The following is a 22,784-nucleotide window of genomic DNA, read 5'->3' as shown; positions in this document are numbered from 1 at the left end:
TATGGACTTGATTTGTCAGGATATCCATTTTGGACTAGGTGAGAAAAAAATCCTCAAAGGAGTCTCTCTTAAGGTTGAAGGGCATCAATTTCACACGATATTAGGACCAAATGGAAGTGGAAAAACCAGTCTACTTAAACTCCTCTATCGTCAGGAAAAGGCGGATAAAGGCTTGATAAGTCTAGATGGAAAGCCTCTGGAACAATGGACGCTCAAAGAAACAGCCAAGCAAATGGCAGTTGTGACCCAGTTTAACCAGCTGCAGTTTGATTGTACAGTTGAAGAAATCGTCTTGCTGGGAAGAACTCCCCACCTCTCTTTTTTACAGAAGGAAAGGGAAAGAGATTTTACACTCGTTCAAGATGCCCTCGTTAAGGTGGATATGCTCGAGAAGAAAACTCGTCTCTATTCGTCCTTATCAGGGGGAGAGAAACAGCGAGTCTTACTAGCCCGCGTCTTGGCGCAAGAACCGACTCTCTTGCTCCTGGACGAACCAACCAATCATCTGGATATCAAGTACCAGCTAGACTTGTTGGCCATTGTGAAGGAGCTCAAGGTCAATGTTCTAGCTGTCCTGCATGATATTCAACTTGCTTGTCGCTATTCGGATTATCTCTATCTGATGAAAGAGGGGGAAATCCTTTACCAAGGGACTCCAAAGGAGACCATCACCCCTGAGTCATTGCAAACTGTATATGGAGTTCAAAGTCAGGTGACTTGGACCGAGGATCAGCAAGCCATGATTCACTATTTATAAGAATGAAAAGGAAAACAAGATGAAAAAAACACTAAGCATTTTACTCGTAGCAGTAGCTACCCTAACTCTGGCAGCTTGTGGTAATACTACTACAGAAAAAGCTACCACGCAGTCTAGCGCAGAGACAAGTCAAAAGGCTAACGCAGAGACGACTTATCCGTTAACGGTTAAAACCTATGACGCGAAAGGGAATGAAGTCGAACAAGTTTTTGACAAGGCACCTGAAAAAGTTATTACAAATAATCTTTCAACCACGGAAATCTTATTGGAGTTGGGGTTGAAGGATAAAATTGTTGGCATGCTCAATCCAGACAATGCTGTGACGGACAAATACAAGGACGCGATTGCGACTATTCCTCAAATTGGGGATAAAAAAACAGTCTCACAAGAGACAGTCCTCTCTTATGAGCCAGATGCTGTGATGGGTCGAAACATGATGTTTTCTGAAAAATCCTTGGGGACAGTTAGCACTTGGAATGAAAATAAAATCCCAGTTTATACGCAAAAAGCTTCTCTCTCAACAATTCAGCAAGATTTGGGGAATATCGTAGAAGATGTAAAAAATCTTGGAATGATTTTTAATGTGCAGGACAAGGCCAATGAATACGCGGCCCAATTACAAACTAAAATTGACGCTGTTAAGAAAGCAAACCCAGCAAGTCAAGGTGAAAAGAAAAAGGCTTTGATTATGGTTGCTTATAATGATGAAACCTTCGGTGCCTATAAGTCTGCTTTGCAAGAAAGTTTGTTGAACCAACTTGGTTATACCAACGTTGCTACGGGGACATCAGGCTTGACCTTGGAAAATCTTGTGTCAATGGATCCTGAATTGATTATCTATGTAACCAGCGATCGCAATAAAAAATTGGATGAAAAAGCAGTAGAGTTGATGAAGGCAAATGCTGTTTTGGAAAGCGTTCCTGCTATTAAGAATCAAAAAATTATGACCATCTCTTACGATGAATTGATGGACTATGGTCCAGCAGTGATTGATTCCCTTGAGAAAATCAATGACTTTATCAATAAATAATGAGTTTGATTGGGAAGGAATTCAAGTCAAAATCAGCCTTCCTTCTAACTACGACCTCAATCAAACCTATCCGGCTATTTTATTGAATGATGGAAATTTGGATTTCCTATCGTCCCTTTCCGAATCTGTGATTTTAGTGGGCTTGACCTCTAAAAATCGCCTAGATGATTACACTCCCTGGAAGGCAGCTGCTCTGAGAGATGGAGCTCCAGATTTTAGAGGTCAGGCCAACGTCTATCATGATCATTTATTTGGAGGTCTTTTAGACAAGTTGCAGTCACTTTATCGCCTGGACGAAACTCGCCTTGCTTATGGAGGCTACTCACTAGGTGGTTTGGCGGCAGTCTACAGTCTTTTCAGCTTTGACAAGGTTTCCTGTGTCTTTTCGATCTGCGGTTCCTTTTGGTATCCTGATTTTACGACTTATTGCAAGGAAGAAAATGTGAAAAATTTGGACTGTTTGCTGTATTTACAGAACGGTCAAACAGAAGGAGCCTATCATACTAATCGCTTGGCTCAAGCACCAGTCTATGCTGAGCAAATCCAGACCAGTCTTCAGAAACGCTATCCGAACGGTCAGTTTGTCTTTGATACTTATGGACACCATGAACAAGTAGCTGAGCGATTCCTAGCTTTTTCCAGCTGGTTGGCCCAAAAATGGAAAATCGAATAAAAGATTTATCCCTTGGCTTTTGCCAAGGGATTGTTGTATTTATTTAACCAAGTTTTTCTCTCTTTTTATCTGGATTCCAGATGAAGCTTGCGATAAAGCTAAAGATGATAGTTAGGATAGCGAGGATAATGGCAAGGATGAGAGCAGGGATGCGGATAAACCACCAGAGTGGATTTGGTTTTTTATTATTGTGCCATTGTTTGGTTTCTTGGTCTAGACGTTGGAATTCTGTTTGGATACGATTGGCGACTGTTTCAATGCCTTCATCATTCATTTTCTTGATATCTGAGATATCAATTGGATTTCCAAAGTTCATATCGACACGTTCACGACTAATCAAGCCTTTCAAAGTCATGGGACCTGTATAGGTAACCGGCATGATACGGACCTTGGCCATTTTGGCAATCAGGGCAACTCCACCCTTGACATCGTTTGAGTGACGGCTTCCACTTGGAAACATGATGAGAGAGCGGTCGCTTTTTTTGAGAACATTGATAGGATATTTGATGGCTGAAGCGTTAGGATTTTCACGGTCAATAGGAAAGGCACCACACATACGAATCCACCATCCAAAGATACGGTTGGTGAAGAGTTCTTTTTTAGCCATAAAGATGAACTGTTTTGGCTTGGTCGCAAAGGCCATGTAAACAGGATCCCACCAGGTACGGTGAGGCGCAACTAAAATATAATTTTCATCTTGATTAGGAATTTTATCAGTATTATGATAGTGGGCATTGCCATTGATGGACCATAGGAGCAAGACAACCAATCCACGTAAATAAGTATAAAACATGCGATCTCCTTCGATTATTTTCTTGTTATTATTATACCTTATCAAAGGAGGGCTGGCAAACTTTTCCCTTGACTAGGTGCATATTTAGGATGAGATTAGAATTCTTTTAGAAAAAATGATATGATAGAATTTATGGATAAAAATAAGATTATGGGATTAACCCAAAGAGAAGTCAAGGAAAGACAGGCTAAGGGCTTGGTCAATGATTTTACCGCATCAGCCAGTACCAGCACTTGGCAAATCGTTAAACGAAATGTCTTTACTCTTTTTAACGCTTTAAACTTTGCCATTGCTTTGGCCCTTGCCTTTGTGCAGGCTTGGAGCAATCTGGTCTTCTTTGCCGTTATCTGCTTTAACGCTTTTTCTGGAATTGTGACCGAGCTACGGGCTAAACACATGGTGGACAAGCTCAATCTCATGACCAAGGAAAAGGTCAAAACTATTCGTGATGGTCAAGAAGTGGCTCTGAATCCTGAAGAATTGGTGTTAGGAGATGTCATTCGTCTGTCTGCTGGAGAGCAGATTCCCAGTGATGCCTTGGTTTTGGAAGGCTTTGCGGAAGTCAATGAAGCCATGTTGACGGGGGAAAGTGATTTGGTGCAAAAGGAAGTGGATGCCTTGCTTTTGTCAGGAAGTTTCTTAGCCAGTGGGGCAGTTTTAGCTCGTGTCCATCATATAGGTGCAGACAACTATGCTGCCAAACTCATGCTGGAAGCCAAGACCGTTAAACCTATCAACTCCCGTATCATGAAATCGCTGGACAAGTTAGCAGGTTTTACTGGAAAGATTATCATTCCTTTTGGTCTGGCTCTCTTGCTAGAAGCCTTGATGTTGAAAGGTCTGCCTCTCAAGTCATCCGTTGTAAATTCGTCGACAGCCCTGCTGGGAATGTTGCCTAAGGGAATTGCCCTTTTGACCATTACTTCGCTCTTGACAGCGGTGATTAAGTTGGGCTTGAAAAAGGTCTTGGTTCAGGAAATGTACTCTGTTGAGACCTTGGCGCGCGTGGATATGCTCTGTCTGGACAAGACAGGCACCATCACCCAAGGAAAGATGCAGGTGGAGGCTGTTCTTCCTTTGACCGAAGAGTATGGAGAGTCAGCGCTTGCTAGCATCTTGGCCAGCTATATGGCCCATAGTGAGGATAAAAATCCAACAGCTCAAGCCATTCGCCAGCGTTTTGTGGGAGAAGTAGCCTACCCTATGCTTTCCAATCTGCCTTTCTCAAGCGACCGGAAGTGGGGAGCCATGGAGTTAGAAGGTTTGGGAACAGTTTTCTTAGGGGCGCCTGAGATGTTGCTGGATTCTGAGGTACCAGAAGCCAGGGAGGCCTTGGAGAGAGGTTCACGTGTCTTGGTCTTAGCTCTCAGTCAGGAGAAATTAGACCATCACAAACCACAGAAACCTTCTGATATTCATGCTCTAGCCTTGCTGGAAATCTTGGACCCCATTCGAGAGGGAGCAGCAGAGACGCTGGACTATCTTCGTTCTCAGGAAGTGGGATTGAAAATTATCTCTGGTGATAATCCAGTCACTGTTTCAAGTATTGCCCAGAAGGCTGGTTTTGCGGACTACCACAGCTATGTAGATTGCTCCAAAATTACGGATGAGGAATTGGTTTCTATGGCTGAGGAGACTGCCATTTTCGGACGTGTTTCCCCTCATCAAAAGAAACTCATCATCCAAACGCTGAAAAAAGCGGGTCATACAACAGCTATGACAGGGGATGGAGTTAATGATATCCTGGCCCTTCGTGAGGCGGATTGTTCTATCGTGATGGCTGAGGGAGATCCTGCGACTCGTCAGATTGCCAATCTGGTTCTCTTGAACTCTGACTTTAATGATGTTCCTGAGATTCTCTTTGAAGGTCGTCGCGTGGTCAATAACATTGCCCATATCGCCCCGATTTTCTTGATAAAGACCATCTACTCATTCTTGCTCGCAGTTATCTGTATCGCCAGTGCTTTACTAGGTCGGTCTGAGTGGATCTTGATTTTCCCTTTCATTCCAATCCAGATTACCATGATTGACCAGTTCGTGGAAGGTTTCCCACCATTCGTTCTGACTTTTGAGCGAAATATCAAACCTGTCGAGCCAAACTTCCTCAGAAGATCCATGCTTCGTGCCCTACCAAGTGCTCTCATGGTTGTGTTCAGCGTTCTTTTTGTGAAACTATTTGGAAGTAGCCAAGGTTGGTCTGAGTTAGAAATCTCAACTCTACTCTATTATCTCTTGGGGTCAATTGGTTTCTTATCTGTATTTAGAGCCTGCATGCCATTTACCCTATGGCGTGTCCTCTTGATTGTTTGGTCAGTAGGAGGCTTCTTAGCCACAGCTCTCTTCCCAAGAATTCAAAAATTGCTTGAAATCTCAACCTTAACAGGACAAACATTACCTGTTTATGGTGTCATGATGTTGGTCTTTACCGTGATTTTCATCCTGACTAGTCGCTATCAAGCCAGAAAATAAAGAAGGGCTGCAATCTGTGTATTGCGGTCTTTTTAGGTACAAGATTGCCAGTTGAAATGTGGTATAATAAGAGGTAACAGAGTTTTGGAAAGAGAGAGAAGATGATTTCAAAGAGATTAGAATTGGTGGCTTCCTTTGTGCCACAGGGAACTATTTTACTAGATGTGGGAAGTGACCATGCTTATCTGCCAATTGAGTTGGTTGAGAGAGGCCAAATCGAAGGAGCTATTGCAGGGGAGGTTGTGGAAGGTCCCTACCAATCTGCGGTCAAAAATGTTGAGGCTCATGGTCTAAAGGAGAAAATCCAGGTTCGTTTAGCCAATGGCTTGGCAGCCTTTGAAGAGACAGATCAAGTGTCGGTCATTACCATTGCTGGTATGGGTGGTCGTTTGATTGCTAGGATTTTAGAAGAGGGCTTGGACAAGCTGGCTAATGTAGAGTGTTTAATCCTACAGCCTAATAATCGTGAAGACGACTTGCGCATTTGGTTGCAAGATAACGATTTTCAGATTGTGGCAGAAAGCATTTTAGAAGAAGCTGGTAAATTTTATGAAATTCTAGTTGTGGAAGCTGGAAAAATGAAGTTATCAGCCAGTGATGTCCGCTTTGGACCTATATTGTCCAAAGAAGTCAGCCCAGTCTTTGTCCAAAAGTGGCAAAAAGAAGCTGCCAAGCTAGAATTTGCTCTCGGACAAATTCCAGAAAAAAATTTGGAGGAATGTCAAGTTCTAGTAGATAAAATTCAAGCCATTAAGGAGGTTCTTCATGCTAGCAAGTGAAGTGATTAAATGTTATGAAGGCTTTTGTCCTCAGGAATTTTCCATGGAGGGAGACAGTCGTGGCCTGCAAATTGGAACTTTGGACAAAGATATCCAAAGGGTCATGGTTGCTCTGGATATTCGTGAAGAAACGGTGGCTGAAGCCATTGAAAAGGGTGTGGACTTGATTATTGTCAAGCACGCGCCGATTTTCCGTCCCATCAAGGATTTGGTAGCTAGCCGTCCACAAAATCAGATTTACATTGATCTGATAAAGCATGATATCGCAGTTTATGTCAGCCATACCAATATTGACATCGTTGAAAATGGCCTCAATGACTGGTTCTGCCAGATGCTAGGCATTGAGGAGACGACTTATCTGCAGGAAACAGGTCCAGAACGTGGAATTGGACGTATTGGGAATATTCAACCTAAGACATTTGGAGAAATGGCCCAACATGTCAAGCAAGTCTTTGGCCTAGATAGTCTTCGAATGGTGCATTATCAAGAGAGTGATTTGCAGAAGCCTATTTCAAGAGTGGCCATCTGTGGTGGTAGCGGGCAGTCTTTCTATAAGGATGCTTTAGCTAAGGGAGCAGATGTCTATATTACTGGCGATATCTACTATCACACTGCCCAAGATATGCTGTCTGATGGCTTGCTGGCACTGGATCCAGGCCACTATATCGAAGTGCTTTTTGTGGAAAAAATCGCAGCACTCCTTACTCAATGGAAGGCAGAGAAGGGCTGGTCTATTGATATTTTGCCTAGTCAAGCATCGACCAATCCTTTCCACCATATCTAGTTAGAAGGTGAAGACAATGAAGAAAGTTGCTATTATAGGAGCAGGGATTGTGGGAGCAACAGCTGCATACTATCTCTCGAAAGAAAGTGACCTTGAGGTGACCGTTTTTGACCATGGAAAAGGTCAGGCTACCAAGGCAGCAGCGGGAATTATCAGTCCTTGGTTTTCCAAACGTCGCAATAAAGCTTGGTACAAGATGGCACGCTTGGGGGCTGACTTTTATGTGGATTTGTTAGCTGATTTAGAAAAGTCTGGTCAGAAAATCGACTTTTACCAGCGCTCGGGAGTCTTTCTCCTGAAAAGGGATGAATCTAAGTTGGAAGAACTCTATCAACTAGCTCTCCAGCGCAGAGAAGAGTCTCCCTTGATAGGGCAGTTAGCCATTCTTGATCAAGCCTCAGCAAATGAATTATTCCCTGGCTTGCAGGGATTCGACCGCCTGCTCTACGCTTCTGGTGGAGCGAGAGTAGATGGCCAACTCTTAGTGACTCGTTTGCTAGAAGCTAGTCAAGTCAAACTGGTCAAAGAAAAAGTGAGTCTGACACCTTTAGCATCAGGACATCAGATTGGCACAGAGGTGTTTGATCAGGTTATTTTAGCGACGGGAGCTTGGTTGGGACACATATTAGAACCCTTAGGATATAAAGTGGATGTTCGTCCTCAAAAAGGACAACTCCGAGACTATCAACTTGCCCAAGACATGGAATCCTATCCTGTTGTTATGCCAGAAGGGGAGTGGGATTTGATTCCTTTTGCAGGTGGGAAATTATCCTTAGGCGCTACCCATGAAAATGATATGGGATTTGATTTGACGGTGGATGAAGCCTTGCTCCAGCAAATGGAGGATGCGGCCTTACCTCACTATCTAGGCTTGGTAGAAGCGACTTCCAGAGCTGAGCGTGTGGGAATCCGTGCCTACACCAGTGATTTCTCTCCTTTCTTTGGGCAGGTGCCAGAATTAGCAGGTGTCTATGCTGCTAGTGGACTAGGTTCATCAGGCCTCACAACTGGTCCTATCATTGGTTACCATCTAGCCCAACTTATCCAAGACAAGGAGTTGACCTTGGATCCAGTAAACTACCCAATTGAAAACTATGTCAAACGAGTAAAAAGTGAATAAGAATTTTACTTAAATTTTAGTCTCCCCTCTAGGATGGCAAATGACATTCCCTATCAAAAATGGTAAAATAAGAAAAAATAATCCGAGAATCGAGGAAAGAAGATGCAAGAAAAGATTTTGGTAACGGGTGGGGCAGGTTTTATTGGAACTCACACAGTTATTGAGTTAATCCAAGCAGGTCATCAGGTTGTTGTGGTGGATAACCTTGTCAACAGCAATCGTAAAAGTTTAGAAGTTGTTGAGAGAATTACAGGAGTTGAAGTGCCTTTCTATGAGGCAGATATTCGAGACACAGATACCCTCAGAGATATTTTCAAGCAAGAAGAACCAACAGGGGTCATTCACTTCGCTGGCTTGAAGGCTGTCGGTGAATCTACCCGTATTCCTCTTGCCTACTATGACAACAATATTGCTGGGACTGTTAGTCTTTTGAAGGTAATGGAAGAAAACAACTGTAAAAACATCATTTTCAGTTCTTCTGCGACAGTTTACGGAGATCCGCACACAGTACCCATCTTGGAAGATTTCCCACTTTCAGTGACCAATCCATACGGCCGTACTAAGCTTATGCTAGAGGAAATTTTGACAGATATCTACAAGGCAGACTCAGAATGGAATGTGGTCTTACTTCGTTACTTTAACCCAATCGGAGCCCATGAGAGTGGTGATTTGGGAGAAAATCCAAACGGTATTCCAAATAACCTTTTGCCATATGTAACTCAAGTAGCCGTTGGGAAATTAGAGCAAGTGCAAGTGTTTGGAGACGATTACGATACGGAAGATGGAACTGGTGTTCGTGACTATATCCACGTTGTCGATTTGGCTAAAGGTCACGTCGCAGCTCTGAAAAAAATCCAAAAAGGTTCAGGTCTAAACGTTTATAACCTTGGAACAGGTAAAGGCTACTCAGTTCTTGAAATTATCCAAAATATGGAAAAAGCAGTGGGACGTCCAATTCCTTACCGCATCGTAGACCGTCGCCCAGGGGATATCGCAGCCTGCTATTCAGATCCTGCAAAAGCCAAAGCAGAATTGGGCTGGGAAGCAGAACTCGGCATCACCCAAATGTGTGAAGATGCATGGCGTTGGCAAAGCAAGCATCCAAATGGATTTGAAGACTAAGATGGTGATGTCAATCATTGTCCCCTGTTTAAACGAAGAGGAAGTACTTCCTCTTTTTTATCAGGCTTTGGAAGCTTTACTTCCAGATTTGGAAACAGAAATCGAGTATGTCTTTGTCGACGATGGATCAAGTGATGGAACCTTGGAACTCTTAAAGGCCTATCGGGAACAAAATCCGGCAGTACATTATATTTCTTTCTCTCGAAATTTTGGAAAAGAAGCAGCCCTCCATGCAGGTTTGCAATATGCGACAGGAGATTTGGTGGTGGTGATGGATGCAGACCTCCAAGATCCTCCTAGTATGTTGCTTGAGATGAAAGCCTTACTAGACCAGAATACAGACTTGGACTGTGTTGGAACAAGGAGAACTAGTCGGGAGGGAGAACCCTTCTTTCGCAGTTTTTGTGCTAATCTCTTTTACCGCCTTATGCAAAAAATTAGTCCAGTAGCCCTGCCGTCAGGTGTCCGTGATTTTCGCATGATGAGAAGGTCTGTGGTCGATGCCATTTTAAGCTTGACGGAGTCCAACCGTTTTTCTAAGGGACTCTTTGCCTGGGTCGGTTTTAAAACCCACTATCTGGACTATCCAAATGTCGAAAGGCAGGCCGGCAAGACCAGTTGGAGTTTTAGGCAACTTTTTTTCTACTCCATTGAAGGGATTGTTAATTTTTCAGATTTTCCCCTGATTATAGCCTTCGTAGCTGGTCTCCTATCTTGTTTTATTTCTCTGCTTATGACCTTTTTTGTCGTGGTTCGAACCCTCATTTTGGGCAATCCGACATCAGGTTGGACCTCTCTGATGGCTGTTATTCTCTTTCTTGGAGGCATTCAACTCTTGACCATTGGGATTCTCGGCAAGTATATCAGTAAGATTTATCTAGAGACTAAAAAAAGACCACTTTATCTTATTAGAGAAAAAAGTGATCTTCCTATTTTGACCGAAAAAAATAGAGAGAAAAGACTATAATTTTACATGGAAATATGCTAAACTAGAAGGAGTGGATTACCGCCATTGATTTAGGATTCCTGGTTTCCAATCAGGGCGCGAGTTGGGCAATTTTTAACAGCATCTACTACGTCCTGGCTAGGAGAAATTTCTTTTTCTAGTTGATCAGGATCATCGTAAAAACGCACGATTCCATTATCGTGATAATCAAATAAATCAGAATAAGTTTGGCACAGCCCACAGGCGATACAACGTTCGGGTATAAGTGTGATTTTCATGTTCATATTTATATTGTAATAAGAAAAGTAAAAAAAAACAAGGAGTAAGGTATGGCAAAAGAACCGTGGCAAGAAGATATTTATGAAAATCAAGAAGAAACAAGATCAGGCCGTCGTTCGAAATCACAGGGTGGTGGAGTTATAGCGAATCGTATCTTGACTATTTTAGCTAGTATTTTCTTTGTAATTGTGGTGGTGATGATTATTGTTCTGATTTATCTGTCATCAGGTGGGAGTAATCGTACAGCAGCCTTGAAAGATTTTCATGATTCTGATGCAAATGTAGTACAGATTTCATCTTCTAGTAGTTCAGAGCAGGCATCTTCTGGTTCAGAGGAAAAGGTAGAAGAGTCATCTAGTAGTTCAGAACATCCAACTGATCCAGAAGGAACTACAAAAGTTTTGGCTGGAGAAGGAGAAGCAGCTATTGCCGCTCGTGCAGGAATCTCCATTGCTCAGTTAGAGGCCTTGAATCCTGGACATATGGCTACAGGATCTTGGTTTGCTAATCCAGGTGATGTTGTCAAAATCAAATAGGAGTTACTATGAAAACAATTCAAATTGCTATTGACGGCCCTGCTTCAAGTGGTAAGAGTACGGTCGCAAAGATTATTGCCAAGGATTTTGGATACACCTATCTAGATACAGGTGCTATGTATCGTGCAGCGACCTACATGGCTCTCAGGAACCAATTAGGAGTTGAACAAGTTGAAGAACTCTTAGACTTATTGGACCAGCATCCAATCAGTTTTGGACGCTCAGAAATTGGAGAGCAACTTGTCTTTGTAGGAGATGTGGATATTACCCACCCTATTCGTGAAAATGAAGTTACCAATCATGTTTCTGCTGTTGCGGCAATTCCTCAAGTGCGTGAGAAACTAGTTTCTCTTCAACAGGAAATCGCCCAGCAAGGTGGGATTGTCATGGATGGTCGCGATATTGGAACGGTTGTATTGCCACAAGCAGAACTGAAAATTTTTCTAGTAGCTTCGGTAGATGAAAGAGCAGAGCGCCGTTACAAGGAAAATATTGCCAAGGGAATTGAGACAGACCTTGAAACCTTAAAAGAGGAAATTGCTGCGCGTGACTACAAGGATAGTCATCGTGAGACTTCGCCTCTCAAACAAGCAGAGGATGCTGTCTACCTTGATACAACTGGCTTGAACATTCAAGAAGTAGTTGAAAAAATCAAAGCAGAAGCTGAAAAAAGAATGTAAATGTAGAAAAGCCGATAGATTGATATCGGTTTTTTCTAAATTTGTCAAAATGCTGATTTTAGGGTATAATAGTTGCTGTTCGAGAAATGTTGATTTTCAAAGAATAGTGAATGATGATAAGGAGAAACCATGAACAACCTACCAAATTGCCCAAAATGTAACTCAGAGTATGTCTACGAAGACGGTACCCTACTGGTTTGCCCAGAGTGTGCTCATGAGTGGAATCCTGCTGAAGTTGCAGATGTAGAAGAAGGCCTTGTCGCTATCGATGCCAACGGAAATAAATTGGCTGACGGTGATACAGTAACTCTCATCAAGGACTTAAAAGTAAAAGGTGCGCCAAAAGATTTGAAACAAGGGACGCGCGTGAAAAATATCCGCATCGTAGAAGGTGACCACAATATCGACTGTAAAATTGATGGCTTCGGTGCTATGAAGCTCAAATCAGAGTTTGTGAAGAAAATTTAAGCATGTCAAAGCACTACAAACTTGTATTTTATAGCCGTATCTTCTTGTTTCTAGCGGCTTTCACGGGAGTTTATCTTGAAATCGCCAAGCATGGTGGATTTGGGATGTTGCTCTATTATACGGTTCTGTCAAATCTTTTAGTAGCGATTTTTACGCTCTATCTTCTAAAGGTTATGAGCCGTTTAGGTGAAAATTGGCAAAGGCCAAGTCTCCTGCGCTTAAAAGGTGGGGTCACCATGAGTATCATGATTACCTGTGTGATTTACCATTTCCTTTTAGCGCCTATTGCGACTAATTTTTATACTCTAGAAAATTTCCTTTGCCACTATATCGTTCCCCTCTGGTTTTTAGCAGATACCCTCTTTTTTGATAAACAGGGTCAATACAAAATCTGGGATCCAGTTGTGTGGACGATTTTACCCTTGCTGTATATGATTTTTGCTCTTTTTAATGGCTTGGTACTGAAATTAGACATTCCTAATTCTAAGGTCAGTCCTTTCCCTTACTTCTTTTTGAATGTGAACAAGGGTTGGGATGTCGTGTTCAAGTGGTGTCTGATTATCTTTGTTGCCTATATGGTAGCAGGATTTATCTTCTACTTTGTCAAGCAAATCAAGAAAAAATCATCTTAAGGCACAAGGAATTCATTTTCGAGTTTAAGAAGGAGTCTGTACACTAAAGAGGCTTCTTCTTTTCTTGCCTACTTGATAACTATTAAAAGAGGCAGAAGATTAAGAGAAAATATAGAAAGAGATTTCATGAAACAATTTTTAGAACGGGCCAGTATTTTGGCTCTCTCCCTCGTTTTGATTACATCCTTTTCCATCTCGAGTGCCCTGCCAGCCATGTTTGACTATTATCAAGGTTATCCTAAGGAACAAATTGAGCTCTTGGCGAGCTTGCCTTCCTTTGGGATCATGATTATGTTGCTACTAAATGGTTTCTTAGAAAAAATATTTCCTGAGCGTTTACAGATTAGTTTGGGATTATTGATTTTATCACTAAGTGGAACGGCTCCATTTTGGTATCAAGCCTACCCCTTTGTCTTTGGAACAAGAATTCTTTTTGGTTTGGGTGTTGGGATGATCAATGCCAAGGCTATTTCTATTATCAGTGAACGTTATCAAGGCAAAACGCGGATTCAGATGTTGGGGCTACGTGGCTCTGCAGAGGTCGTTGGAGCCTCTCTCATTACCTTGGCAGTCGGCCAGTTGTTGGCTTTTGGTTGGACAGCTACCTTCCTAGCCTATAGTGCTGGATTTTTGGTGCTGATCCTTTATTTGCTCTTTGTCCCTTATGGAAAGGAAAAGAAAGAAGTCAAGAAAAAAGAGAAGGAAGCAAGTCGCTTAACTCGGGAAATGAAAGGCTTGATTTTTATCCTAGCTATTGAAGCAGCGGTTGTAGTTTGTACGAATACAGCTATTACCATCCGTATTCCAAGTTTGATGGTGGAAAGAGGACTTGGAGATGCCCAGTTATCTAGTTTTGTTCTTAGTGTCATGCAGTTGATCGGGATTGTGGCTGGTGTGAGTTTTTCTTTCTTGATTTCTATTTTTAAAGAGAAACTGCTCCTCTGGTCTGGTATTACCTTCGGCTTAGGTCAAATTGTGATTGCCCTGTCTCCATCCTTGTGGGTGGTAGTAGCAGGAAGCATTCTTGCTGGTTTTGCCTACAGTGTAGCTTTGACGACCGTCTTTCAACTTGTTTCTGAACGAATTCCAGCTAAACTCCTCAATCAAGCAACTTCATTTGCTGTATTAGGCTGTAGTTTCGGAGCCTTTACGACACCATTCGTTCTAAGTGCAATTGGCTTGCTAACACAAAATGGAATGTTGGTCTTTAGTATCTTAGGAGGTTGGTTGATTGTAACCTCTATCTTTGTCATGTACCTACTTCAAAAGAGAGCTTAGGATTGGTTTCCTAAGTTTTTCTTTTGAGTTTTTTGTACCCAGACAGTATTTGTTTTAGAATCTTGTCTCCAGACTAATTTCTTGATACAATAGAAGTCATGACAAGATATAAAGCAACTATTTCCTATGATGGTTACGCCTTTGCTGGTTTTCAGCGCCAGCCTCATGCGCGTAGCGTTCAGGAAGAAATTGAAAAAACCTTGACCAGGTTAAATAAAGGGCAAGCCATTACTGTTCACGGTGCTGGTAGGACAGATAGTGGTGTTCATGCCCTGGGACAGGTTATTCATTTTGACTTGCCCTACCAGATGGATGAGGAAAAACTTCGCTTTGCCTTGGACACCCAGTCCCCTGAAGATATTGATGTGATTTCTATTGAGCTAGTGGAGGATGATTTTCATTGCCGTTATGCCAAGCACAGCAAGACCTATGAGTTTATCGTGGATAGGGGGCGTCCTAAAAATCCCATGCGCCGTCATTATGCCACTCACTTTCCCTATCCGCTTGATGTGGAACGGATGCAGGAGGCTGTCAAAAAGCTTGAAGGAACCCACGATTTCACTGGCTTTACAGCCTCTGGTACTAGTGTAGAGGATAAGGTTCGCACCATCACAGAAGCTAGTTTAACAGTTGATGAGACAGGTCAGTTTTTGACCTTTACCTTTTCAGGAAATGGCTTCTTGTATAAACAGATTCGCAATATGGTGGGGACACTGCTCAAAATTGGAAACAACCGTATGCCAGTAGAGCAGATTGACCTGATCTTGGAGAAGAAGGATAGGCAACTTGCTGGTCCCACTGCAGCACCTAATGGTTTGTATTTAAAGGAGATTCGTTATGAAGAATAATCGTATTTTAGCACTTTCTGGAAATGACATTTTTAGTGGTGGTGGCCTGTCAGCTGATTTGGCTACCTATACCTTGAACGGCTTGCATGGCTTTGTAGCAGTGACTTGCTTGACAGCTTTAACAGAAAAGGGCTTTGAAGTCTTTCCAACCGACGATACCATTTTTCAACATGAATTAGATAGCTTGCGTGATGTGGAGTTTGCAGGGATTAAGATTGGTCTTCTACCAACTGTCAGTGTAGCTGAGAAAGCATTGGACTTTATCAAACAACGCCCAGGAGTGCCTGTGGTGCTGGATCCCGTCTTGGTCTGCAAGGAAACACACGACGTAGCTGTAAGTGAACTCTGTCAAGAACTGATTCGTTTTTTCCCTTATGTCAGTGTGATTACTCCTAATCTTCCTGAAGCAGAATTATTGGCAGGTCAGGAAATTAAAACCTTGGAAGACATGAAGGCTGCAGCACAGAAATTGCATGACTTAGGAGCGCCAGCAGTCATTATCAAGGGAGGTAATCGCCTTAGTCAGGACAAGGCTGTGGATGTCTTTTATGACGGACAAAACTTTACAGTCCTAGAAAATCCTGTCATCCAAGGGCAAAATGCTGGTGCAGGTTGTACCTTTGCTTCCAGCATTGCCAGTTATCTAGTCAAAGGTGATGAACTTTTACCAGCAGTAGAAAGCTCTAAGGCTTTCGTTTATCGTGCTATTGCACAAGCAGATCAGTATGGAGTGAGACAATATGAAGCAAACCAAAACAACTAAAATTGCCCTTGTATCCCTATTAACCGCCCTCTCTGTGGTTCTAGGTTATTTCTTAAAAATTCCAACACCGACAGGCATTCTAACTCTTTTAGATGCTGGTGTCTTCTTTGCGGCCTTCTACTTTGGTAGTCGTGAAGGGGCTGTAGTAGGAGGACTAGCAGGTTTCTTGATTGACCTCTTATCAGGCTATCCTCAGTGGATGTTCTTTAGCTTGGTTAACCATGGCTTGCAGGGATTTTTCGCAGGATTTAAAGGAAAAACTCAGTGGTTAGGCCTTATCTTAGCAACGATTGCCATGGTAGGGGGTTACGCCTTGGGTTCTACATTGATGAATGGCTGGGCAGCAGCCCTACCAGAAATCCTACCAAATTTCATGCAAAATATGGTAGGGATGATTGTAGGATTTATCCTTAGTCAAAGTATCAAAAAGATAAAGTAAAAAGTTAGCTGTTCGAGCTAACTTTTTTTGTATAATATTAATCAAAATAAAGCAAGTCTTTGCTGGTGCTTGTAAAGAGGTCAAAGCCATCCTTGGTAACAACACCACAGTCTTCAATACGAACACCGACTTTACCAGGGATATAGATACCTGGTTCAACAGAGAAGCACATGCCTTCTTCGATGACCATGTCGTTTCCTTCCATGATAGATGGGAATTCGTGGACATCCATACCGATACCATGACCGAGACGGTGGTTGAAGTACTCACCGTAACCAGCTTTTTCGATGACTTCACGGGCAGTGCGGTCCACTTCATGTGCAGTCACACCTGGCTTGATAAAGTCAAGAGCAGCTTGTTGGGCTTCAAGAGTCAAGTTGTAAATGTCTTTCTTGAATTGGTCTGGTTTACCAACAGCGACTGTACGAGTCATATCTGAAGCATAGCCGTTGACCAGAACACCAAGGTCAAAGAGGAGAAGGGCGTCATTTTCAACCTTATTAGCTGCTGGAATGCCGTGTGGATTTGCAGCATTATCACCAGTCAAGACCATGGTATCAAAGCTCATTTCATAACCTTCACGTTTCATGGCAAAGTCAATTTGAGCGATGATATCTGTCTCCGTCTTATCAAGAGAAATATTATCAAAACCAACCTTAACAGCCTTATCAGCATAGAGACCTGCAACCATCATTTTTTGCACTTCATCAGCTGATTTGATGAGGCGCATGCGTTGGATACGAGGAGTGAGGTTGTCAAACTCAGCAGTTTCAAAAACGGTTTTCAAGCCATGATATTTGGTCAAGATGAGATTGTCAAACTCAACAGCGACACGTTTGAAGTCAAGCTGTGGAAGAGCATGTTTCATTTTTTGCCATGGATTTTCAGAATCCACATAGCCCACAACTGGGAAGGAAACAGTACTAGTAGCACGCTCAACTTCAAGGGCTGGGACAAAGAGGAGGGGTTCTTGATCCGCTAGGACAAAAAGGAACATTTGGCGTTCATGGGGATCACTGTAAAAGCCAGTGAGGTAATTAATTGTGACGGGGTCAGATACGACAGCGACGTCTAGTTTTTCTGATTCAAGATATGTTACGATTTGTTGTAATTTAGACATATGCTACCTTCTTTCTACCCCTCTATTTTGGCAAAAAAAGAGAGAAAATGCAAGGGAGAAGGGTAAAAGAAAAGACAAAAAGAACTCCGCTATCTTATCGGAGCTCTTTGATATGGTTTTTCTTGGTTTAAGAAAAGTCAGCCTTGCTTTTGACGTCGCTGTATTCTTCAGCGATTTCTTGGCTGAGAATATCCTCATAAGCAGGGAGTTGAATGTCCTGACCATATTTCTTCTTGAGGGCAGTAGTGACTAGGCGATAAGCTAGATTGGCATTGCGAGAGAGGATGGGCCCATGGAAGTAAGAACCAAAGACATTCTTATAATGAACCCCTTCGCCGACCTTTTCTTCGTTGTTTCCATTTCCATAAACCACTTGTCCCAGCGGTTTTTGGTCATCAGAAAGGAAGGTACGGCCTTGATGATTTTCAAAACCATAGTAGGTTTCATCGAAATCTTCATTGTGAATCTTGATGTCACCAATAAAGCGGTTATTGGTCTGGTTGAGGGTGTAGTGGCCCATGACCCCTAGCCCTTCGATACGTTTACCTGAAGCTTCAACATAATATTGCCCCAATAGTTGGAAACCGCCACAGATAGCGAGAACCACACCGTCATTTTGGATGTAGTTGTCAATGCTTTCTTTTTTAGCAGGTAGGTCGTCTGCAATGATACTCTGTTCAAAGTCTTGACCGCCACCGAAAAAGGCAATGTCGTAGTGATTTTCATCAAAATCATCATGAAGTGAAACGATGTCAACCGTCACATGGGCTCCTAGTTTTTCAGCCACATACTTGAGCATGAGGATGTTTCCATTGTCCCCGTAGGTATTCATGAGATTTCCGTAGAGGTGGGCAATGTTGAGCTGATAGGGGTAATTGCCAGCTTTTGAGGAAAGTGAAGTATAAACCATTAGTTCATCTCCTTTCTAACAATCTGACGACTAGCCAGCAGTTCGCGGAATTCCAGCATAGCAGTATAGGTAGCAAGGATATAGGCATGCTTACAATCTTGGTTTTCAATGGTTTTAAGAACTTGTTCCAGACTACTTGTTTCAGTGATTTTCTCAGCTGGATAGCCTGTTACTCGTAGACGACGTGCGATTTCAGAATGACGCACACCGCCAGCGTTGATTTCAGGGATGTCCATGTCAGTGATTTGTTCAAAATCAGCATCCCAGATCCAGCTGGTATCAATTCCATCTGCATAGTTAGCGTTAAGGAGGACAGATAGGCTAAATGGATAAGGAGCTAGTTTAATCATTTCGATAGCTTGGGTCGCACCGACTGGATTTTTAATCAAGACGAGGGTACATTCCTTGTCACCGATATGGAAGGTTTCTTGGCGTCCAAAGACAGCACGGCTCTTATCAAATCCCTGCTTGATTAGTTGGGAATCTGCGCCGAGGAAACGGGCGATAGCCACAGCAGCTAGGGCGTTGTAGATATTATAGAGCCCACCGATTTGAATACCGTATTCTTGTCCGTCAATGACAAAGCGAGAGCGATTGTTGGTTAACTCAACCAAGTCTGTCAAGCGATAGTCTAAATCAGGACGTTTACATCCGCAGTCTTCACAGATATAGGCACCCAAGTTTGCATAGGTATTATGCTCATATTTGAGGATGCCTTGGCAGTCAGGACAGAGGATTCCTTCGGTATTGTAGTGAGCCAGCTGGGCTGGACCTTTCTCCAAGTCAAAACCAAAATACTGTACAGGATTTGGAATAGCTGGCTTGTAGAAAAGTGGGCTGTCTCCATTAAGGAGAACAGTGGCAGTAGGCACTTTACGAATAGCATCCAAAATCATCTTGTAAGTTGTGTAAATCTCACCATAGCGGTCCATCTGGTCACGGAAGATATTGGTGATAACAAAAAGGCTTGGCTGGATATAGTCACAGATACGAGATAGACTGGCCTCATCGATTTCTAGAACGGCAATATTTTTCCCAGTTTTAGACGATTTGGCTGTTAAGAAGGTTGTCGCAATTCCTGTAATCATGTTGGCACCGCTTGGGTTGGTCAGAACTTGACCATAAACCTCTTTTAAAATGCCGACAGTGAGGGCAGTTGTCAAGGTTTTTCCGTTGGTTCCAGTGACCACGACAATCTCGTAGTTCTTAGCTAGGTTTTGTAAAATATCTTTATCAAATTGAAGGGCAAGTTTTCCTGGGAGCGTACTTCCACGGCCAAGACGGCTTAAAATAAAGTGGGAAGAACGCCCAGCAAGAAGGCCCAAAGTAGTTTTTAAGTTCATGTTTCTATTATATCATAAAAGAGGGAAAAGACAGATTTGATACTCAATGAAAATCAAAGAGCAAACTAGTAAGCTAGCCGCAGGCTGTACTTGAGTACGGCAAGGTGAAGCTGACGTAGTTTGAATTTGATTTTCGAAGAGTATGAGATTTCGCAGAAATGAAAACAGCCCTCAGAGGGCTGTTCGATACGATTAAATCTCAACTTAAATCGCAAACAAGTCATTCAAGTTCTCAGCCAAGGTTGGGTGAGTGAAGATTTGTTTTGTGAAGTAAGTGTAAGGAATCTTATTGTCCATAGCAACAGTGATGATGTTGATGATTTCTTGAGAACCTTCTGAGAAGATGCTTGCTCCAAGAATTTCTTTTGTTTCAGTATTAACAACAGCTTTGAAAGCTCCGCGAAGGTCTCCATTTACGTGACCGCGAGGCATTGCTGCAACAGGGATTTCCTTCACTGCGTATGGAAGTTTCAAATCAGCAGCTTGGCTTTCAGTCAAACCGACTTGTGAAAGTGCAGGTGTGATGAACATAGTGTTTGGTACATTGAGACGGTCTTCAAGTGTGTAGCTGCCATCTCCAGCAAGGTAGCTGTAAACAACACGGAAGTCATCAAGTGAAATGTAAGTAAATTGAAGGCCACCGTTGACATCTCCAACTGCAAAGACACCAGGAACGTTTGTTTGACAATGTTTGTCTACTTTAATAGCACCACGTTCAGTTAGTTCAATATCTGTATTTTCAAGTTGAAGTGGTTCTACATTTGGTTTGCGTCCAGTTGAGTAGAGAAGGGCGTCGAAACGGTAAGTTTCGTTTTCAGTTACAAGGAGCACTTGGTCACCATCGTTTTTGATTTCAGTAGTGCGGATATTTTGAAGCAATTCAATACCGTCTTCTTCCATGTATTGCTTAGCAAGAGCTGCGATGGAAGGTTCTGCACGAGGTAGGAAAGTATCCAAGGCATCTAGAACTGTAACCTTGCTTCCAAGTTTGTTGTAAAGACCAGCAAATTCAAGACCGATATTTCCGCCACCAAGGATTCCAAGTTTTTCAGGCAATTTGTCCAAGTTTTGAATACCTGTTGAGTCAAAGACGTTTTTGCTTGTAGCAAGTCCAGGGATTGGCAAGACGTTTGAAACAGCACCAGTGTTGATGACGATTGTTTCAGCGGTCAGTTCTTTCTTTTCATCACCAGCTTGGATTTCGATGACTTTATTTGAAAGGAAGTGAGCTTCCGCATCAAAGATATCCACGCCTGTACCTGCAACAGTAGCATAGTTTTTACCATTGAGGCGACCAGTGATAGTATTTTTGGTAGCAATCACTTCTTCAAAAGACAAGTCTTTCTCAGCAGCAACTAGTAAAGTTTTAGTTGGGATACAACCAATGTTGATACAAGTTCCACCATACATAGCTTTACTACGTTCAACGAGGGCAACTTTTTTGCCAGCTGAAGCCAATTTACCAGCTAGTGTTTTACCAGCTTTACCAAATCCGATAACGATTAAATCATAAGTTAACATTTAGAATTCCTCCTTTTCGACTTTCATTCTAGCACAAGAAAAAAACTTTTGCACAATTCTGCTACGAAAAAGACAGAAAAAGCTAAAAACGCTTTCCAAACAAAAAACTAGTAATTTTTTGACAAGCTTGATAAACTAAAATCCTATCTATTTTTATATAAGATAGAATAAATGTTCGAAAATAGGAGGTTTTATGAAATTGAATCGTTATATTATTGCTTTTGCTGGGGTCATTTTACACTTAATGCTGGGTTCGACTTATGCTTGGAGTGTTTATCGCAACCCTATTATTGAAAAAACGGGATGGGATCAGGCTTCTGTTGCCTTTGCCTTTAGTCTAGCAATCTTTTGTTTGGGATTATCGGCTGCATTTATGGGGCGTTTGGTAGAAAAATTTGGTCCGAGAGTCATGGGGAGTCTATCTGCTTTTCTATACGCAGGTGGAAATATCTTAACAGGATTTGCAATAGACCGTCAGGAGCTGTGGTTGTTGTATCTCGCTTATGGCATTTTAGGTGGGCTTGGTTTGGGAGCAGGCTATATTACCCCTGTGTCAACGATTATAAAATGGTTTCCTGATAAACGTGGTCTCGCAACAGGTTTAGCGATTATGGGGTTTGGTTTTGCTTCTTTATTGACTAGTCCCATAGCGCAACATCTCATCGCAGGGGTAGGGCTTGTAGAAACTTTTTATATTTTAGGTGCAAGTTACTTTATTATCATGCTCCTAGCTTCACAATTCATTAAGCGTCCAAATGAGCAAGAGCTTGCAATTTTATCTGTTTCAGGGAAAGAAAAAATAACCTCTTTGACGCAAGGAATGGCTGCAAATCAGGCCCTGAAAAGCAATCGGTTTTATATACTTTGGATTATTTTCTTTATCAACATAGCTTGTGGTTTAGGCTTAATTTCAGCGGCATCGCCAATGGCACAGGAGATGGCTGGCTTGTCTACAAGTCATGCAGCAGTAATGGTGGGCGTTTTAGGGATTTTCAATGGGTTTGGTCGTTTGCTCTGGGCGAGTTTATCTGACTATATCGGTCGCCCTCTAACCTTTAGTATATTACTGCTTGTCAATCTTTTCTTTTCTCTCTCGCTTTGGCTCTTTACAAATTCCGTTTTATTTGTAGTCGCTATGTCTATTTTGATGACTTGCTATGGAGCTGGTTTTTCATTGATTCCGGCTTATCTCAGTGATATTTTTGGAACCAAGGAATTGGCCGCTCTGCATGGATATATTTTAACAGCTTGGGCAATGGCTGGTTTAGCAGGACCTATTTTATTAGCAGAGACTTATAAAATGGCTCATTCTTACACACAAACCTTGTTCGTTTTTCTCATTTTATATAGTATAGCCTTGGCTTTGTCTTATTATCTAGGTCGTTCAATCAAAAAGGAAAGCCAAAAACCGCTTACATGATTTTCTAGAGAAATTGGGCTATCTTTTAAGCTTGTCTTGTGTTATACTAGATAGGTTGCAAAGAAAACAGTACT

General features: G+C 42.2%; 24 protein-coding genes. 18 read left to right on the top strand and 6 right to left on the bottom strand.

All coding sequences use genetic code 11. From position 1 onward, the window contains the following. Position 1: 1 nt before the first annotated feature. The 3 genes from HT734_RS08080 to HT734_RS08070 are packed head-to-tail and all read left to right on the top strand — an operon-like array spanning position 2 to position 2,460. Complete coding sequence (locus tag HT734_RS08080; protein ID WP_173277469.1) at positions 2-757, top strand: ABC transporter ATP-binding protein; 756 nt, start codon at positions 2-4, stop codon at positions 755-757. Positions 758-776: 19 nt separating this feature from the next. Continuing rightward, positions 777-1,787 carry an ABC transporter substrate-binding protein gene (locus HT734_RS08075; protein WP_173277467.1) on the top strand — a complete coding sequence of 337 codons (1,011 nt, stop codon included), beginning with the start codon at positions 777-779 and terminating at the stop codon, positions 1,785-1,787. Continuing rightward, the gene (locus tag HT734_RS08070) at positions 1,768-2,460 is read left to right on the top strand and encodes an alpha/beta hydrolase-fold protein (RefSeq protein WP_173277465.1); all 693 of its coding nucleotides are present in this window, start codon (positions 1,768-1,770) and stop codon (positions 2,458-2,460) included. Before HT734_RS08075 ends, HT734_RS08070 begins: the two co-directional genes overlap by 20 nt. A 43-nt stretch (positions 2,461-2,503) precedes the next feature. Here HT734_RS08070 and HT734_RS08065 read toward each other — a convergent pair whose 3' ends face one another. Continuing rightward, a complete protein-coding gene (locus HT734_RS08065; protein WP_173277464.1) occupies positions 2,504-3,253 on the bottom strand; it encodes a 1-acyl-sn-glycerol-3-phosphate acyltransferase in 750 nt (249 codons plus the stop codon). 132 nt (positions 3,254-3,385) lie between these two features. On the opposite strand from HT734_RS08065, the gene HT734_RS08060 reads away from it, so the two are divergent. From HT734_RS08060 to HT734_RS08035, 6 genes are all read left to right on the top strand, one after another. Then, positions 3,386-5,722, top strand: coding sequence for a cation-translocating P-type ATPase (locus tag HT734_RS08060; protein ID WP_173277462.1), 2,337 nt, complete (start codon positions 3,386-3,388; stop codon positions 5,720-5,722). A gap of 101 nt (positions 5,723-5,823) precedes the next feature. After that, positions 5,824-6,501: a tRNA (adenine(22)-N(1))-methyltransferase TrmK gene (locus HT734_RS08055; protein WP_173277460.1), complete on the top strand. Its 678-nt coding sequence runs from the start codon at positions 5,824-5,826 to the stop codon at positions 6,499-6,501. Then, entirely contained in the window at positions 6,488-7,285 is a 798-nt protein-coding gene (locus tag HT734_RS08050; RefSeq protein ID WP_173277458.1) for a Nif3-like dinuclear metal center hexameric protein, read from the top strand. Before HT734_RS08055 ends, HT734_RS08050 begins: the two co-directional genes overlap by 14 nt. Before the next feature lie 16 nt (positions 7,286-7,301). Next, entirely contained in the window at positions 7,302-8,405 is a 1,104-nt protein-coding gene (locus tag HT734_RS08045; protein ID WP_173277450.1) for an FAD-dependent oxidoreductase, read from the top strand. A 102-nt stretch (positions 8,406-8,507) separates the two neighbouring features. Continuing rightward, a complete protein-coding gene (galE, locus tag HT734_RS08040) occupies positions 8,508-9,527 on the top strand; it encodes a UDP-glucose 4-epimerase GalE (RefSeq protein WP_024057477.1) in 1,020 nt (339 codons plus the stop codon). Continuing rightward, entirely contained in the window at positions 9,511-10,494 is a 984-nt protein-coding gene (locus HT734_RS08035) for a glycosyltransferase family 2 protein (protein ID WP_173277476.1), read from the top strand. Before galE ends, HT734_RS08035 begins: the two co-directional genes overlap by 17 nt. A gap of 50 nt (positions 10,495-10,544) precedes the next feature. On the opposite strand, the gene HT734_RS08030 is transcribed toward HT734_RS08035, so the two are convergent. Next, positions 10,545-10,751 carry a ferredoxin gene (locus HT734_RS08030; RefSeq protein ID WP_173277448.1) on the bottom strand — a complete coding sequence of 69 codons (207 nt, stop codon included), beginning with the start codon at positions 10,749-10,751 and terminating at the stop codon, positions 10,545-10,547. Positions 10,752-10,802: 51 nt separating this feature from the next. Between HT734_RS08030 and HT734_RS08025 the strand changes: the two genes are divergently transcribed. The 8 genes from HT734_RS08025 (at position 10,803) to HT734_RS07990 (ending at position 16,396) form a co-directional block, all read left to right on the top strand. Next, entirely contained in the window at positions 10,803-11,288 is a 486-nt protein-coding gene (locus tag HT734_RS08025; RefSeq protein WP_061759455.1) for an SAG1386/EF1546 family surface-associated protein, read from the top strand. Positions 11,289-11,296: 8 nt separating this feature from the next. Then, positions 11,297-11,968, top strand: coding sequence for a (d)CMP kinase (gene cmk / locus HT734_RS08020; protein ID WP_061759456.1), 672 nt, complete (start codon positions 11,297-11,299; stop codon positions 11,966-11,968). Between the two features lie 129 nt (positions 11,969-12,097). Beyond that, complete coding sequence (locus HT734_RS08015; RefSeq protein WP_061759457.1) at positions 12,098-12,436, top strand: zinc ribbon domain-containing protein YjdM; 339 nt, start codon at positions 12,098-12,100, stop codon at positions 12,434-12,436. A gap of 2 nt (positions 12,437-12,438) precedes the next feature. Then, positions 12,439-13,068 carry a Pr6Pr family membrane protein gene (locus HT734_RS08010; protein WP_061759458.1) on the top strand — a complete coding sequence of 210 codons (630 nt, stop codon included), beginning with the start codon at positions 12,439-12,441 and terminating at the stop codon, positions 13,066-13,068. Between the two features lie 126 nt (positions 13,069-13,194). Next, entirely contained in the window at positions 13,195-14,346 is a 1,152-nt protein-coding gene (locus tag HT734_RS08005; protein WP_061759459.1) for an MFS transporter, read from the top strand. 98 nt (positions 14,347-14,444) lie between these two features. After that, positions 14,445-15,194, top strand: coding sequence for a tRNA pseudouridine(38-40) synthase TruA (truA, locus tag HT734_RS08000; RefSeq protein WP_173277446.1), 750 nt, complete (start codon positions 14,445-14,447; stop codon positions 15,192-15,194). Continuing rightward, on the top strand, positions 15,184-15,957 hold the full coding sequence (locus HT734_RS07995) for a bifunctional hydroxymethylpyrimidine kinase/phosphomethylpyrimidine kinase (RefSeq protein WP_173277444.1): 774 nt from the start codon (positions 15,184-15,186) through the stop codon (positions 15,955-15,957). The genes truA and HT734_RS07995 overlap by 11 nt, the downstream gene beginning before the upstream one ends. Next, on the top strand, positions 15,935-16,396 hold the full coding sequence (locus HT734_RS07990; protein ID WP_000814970.1) for an ECF transporter S component: 462 nt from the start codon (positions 15,935-15,937) through the stop codon (positions 16,394-16,396). Before HT734_RS07995 ends, HT734_RS07990 begins: the two co-directional genes overlap by 23 nt. A 37-nt stretch (positions 16,397-16,433) precedes the next feature. On the opposite strand, the gene HT734_RS07985 is transcribed toward HT734_RS07990, so the two are convergent. From HT734_RS07985 to HT734_RS07970, 4 genes are all read right to left on the bottom strand, one after another. After that, positions 16,434-17,516 (bottom strand): Xaa-Pro peptidase family protein, encoded by a 1,083-nt coding sequence (locus HT734_RS07985; protein WP_173277442.1) that lies wholly within the window; start codon positions 17,514-17,516, stop codon positions 16,434-16,436. A gap of 127 nt (positions 17,517-17,643) precedes the next feature. Continuing rightward, positions 17,644-18,426, bottom strand: a complete 783-nt coding sequence (gene gatD, locus HT734_RS07980; RefSeq protein WP_000263163.1) for a lipid II isoglutaminyl synthase subunit GatD — start codon at positions 18,424-18,426, stop codon at positions 17,644-17,646. Continuing rightward, the gene (murT, locus tag HT734_RS07975; protein WP_061759464.1) at positions 18,426-19,769 is read right to left on the bottom strand and encodes a lipid II isoglutaminyl synthase subunit MurT; all 1,344 of its coding nucleotides are present in this window, start codon (positions 19,767-19,769) and stop codon (positions 18,426-18,428) included. The genes gatD and murT overlap by 1 nt, the downstream gene beginning before the upstream one ends. 204 nt (positions 19,770-19,973) lie before the next feature. Further along, the gene (locus HT734_RS07970) at positions 19,974-21,290 is read right to left on the bottom strand and encodes an FAD-containing oxidoreductase (protein WP_000958930.1); all 1,317 of its coding nucleotides are present in this window, start codon (positions 21,288-21,290) and stop codon (positions 19,974-19,976) included. Between the two features lie 193 nt (positions 21,291-21,483). On the opposite strand from HT734_RS07970, the gene HT734_RS07965 reads away from it, so the two are divergent. Beyond that, positions 21,484-22,710: an OFA family MFS transporter gene (locus HT734_RS07965; RefSeq protein ID WP_000774076.1), complete on the top strand. Its 1,227-nt coding sequence runs from the start codon at positions 21,484-21,486 to the stop codon at positions 22,708-22,710. The last annotated feature ends 74 nt before the right edge of the window (positions 22,711-22,784 follow it).

Source organism: Streptococcus sp. k-90, assembly GCF_013277565.1.
Lineage (GTDB): Bacteria > Bacillota > Bacilli > Lactobacillales > Streptococcaceae > Streptococcus.
This window is presented reverse-complemented; position numbering and strand designations above follow the sequence as displayed.

Excerpts from the sequence above, each read along its gene's own strand:
- HT734_RS08080 (WP_173277469.1), top strand. The coding sequence starts at position 2 with ATGGACTTGATTTGTCAGGATATCCATTTTGGACTAGGTGAGAAAAAA.
- HT734_RS08075 (WP_173277467.1), top strand. The coding sequence starts at position 777 with ATGAAAAAAACACTAAGCATTTTACTCGTAGCAGTAGCTACCCTAACT.
- HT734_RS08070 (WP_173277465.1), top strand. The coding sequence starts at position 1,768 with ATGACTTTATCAATAAATAATGAGTTTGATTGGGAAGGAATTCAAGTC.
- HT734_RS08065 (WP_173277464.1), bottom strand. The coding sequence starts at position 3,253 with ATGTTTTATACTTATTTACGTGGATTGGTTGTCTTGCTCCTATGGTCC.
- HT734_RS08060 (WP_173277462.1), top strand. The coding sequence starts at position 3,386 with ATGGATAAAAATAAGATTATGGGATTAACCCAAAGAGAAGTCAAGGAA.
- HT734_RS08055 (WP_173277460.1), top strand. The coding sequence starts at position 5,824 with ATGATTTCAAAGAGATTAGAATTGGTGGCTTCCTTTGTGCCACAGGGA.
- HT734_RS08050 (WP_173277458.1), top strand. The coding sequence starts at position 6,488 with ATGCTAGCAAGTGAAGTGATTAAATGTTATGAAGGCTTTTGTCCTCAG.
- HT734_RS08045 (WP_173277450.1), top strand. The coding sequence starts at position 7,302 with ATGAAGAAAGTTGCTATTATAGGAGCAGGGATTGTGGGAGCAACAGCT.
- galE (WP_024057477.1), top strand. The coding sequence starts at position 8,508 with ATGCAAGAAAAGATTTTGGTAACGGGTGGGGCAGGTTTTATTGGAACT.
- HT734_RS08035 (WP_173277476.1), top strand. The coding sequence starts at position 9,511 with ATGGATTTGAAGACTAAGATGGTGATGTCAATCATTGTCCCCTGTTTA.
- HT734_RS08030 (WP_173277448.1), bottom strand. The coding sequence starts at position 10,751 with ATGAAAATCACACTTATACCCGAACGTTGTATCGCCTGTGGGCTGTGC.
- HT734_RS08025 (WP_061759455.1), top strand. The coding sequence starts at position 10,803 with ATGGCAAAAGAACCGTGGCAAGAAGATATTTATGAAAATCAAGAAGAA.
- cmk (WP_061759456.1), top strand. The coding sequence starts at position 11,297 with ATGAAAACAATTCAAATTGCTATTGACGGCCCTGCTTCAAGTGGTAAG.
- HT734_RS08015 (WP_061759457.1), top strand. The coding sequence starts at position 12,098 with ATGAACAACCTACCAAATTGCCCAAAATGTAACTCAGAGTATGTCTAC.
- HT734_RS08010 (WP_061759458.1), top strand. The coding sequence starts at position 12,439 with ATGTCAAAGCACTACAAACTTGTATTTTATAGCCGTATCTTCTTGTTT.
- HT734_RS08005 (WP_061759459.1), top strand. The coding sequence starts at position 13,195 with ATGAAACAATTTTTAGAACGGGCCAGTATTTTGGCTCTCTCCCTCGTT.
- truA (WP_173277446.1), top strand. The coding sequence starts at position 14,445 with ATGACAAGATATAAAGCAACTATTTCCTATGATGGTTACGCCTTTGCT.
- HT734_RS07995 (WP_173277444.1), top strand. The coding sequence starts at position 15,184 with ATGAAGAATAATCGTATTTTAGCACTTTCTGGAAATGACATTTTTAGT.
- HT734_RS07990 (WP_000814970.1), top strand. The coding sequence starts at position 15,935 with ATGAAGCAAACCAAAACAACTAAAATTGCCCTTGTATCCCTATTAACC.
- HT734_RS07985 (WP_173277442.1), bottom strand. The coding sequence starts at position 17,516 with ATGTCTAAATTACAACAAATCGTAACATATCTTGAATCAGAAAAACTA.
- gatD (WP_000263163.1), bottom strand. The coding sequence starts at position 18,426 with ATGGTTTATACTTCACTTTCCTCAAAAGCTGGCAATTACCCCTATCAG.
- murT (WP_061759464.1), bottom strand. The coding sequence starts at position 19,769 with ATGAACTTAAAAACTACTTTGGGCCTTCTTGCTGGGCGTTCTTCCCAC.
- HT734_RS07970 (WP_000958930.1), bottom strand. The coding sequence starts at position 21,290 with ATGTTAACTTATGATTTAATCGTTATCGGATTTGGTAAAGCTGGTAAA.
- HT734_RS07965 (WP_000774076.1), top strand. The coding sequence starts at position 21,484 with ATGAAATTGAATCGTTATATTATTGCTTTTGCTGGGGTCATTTTACAC.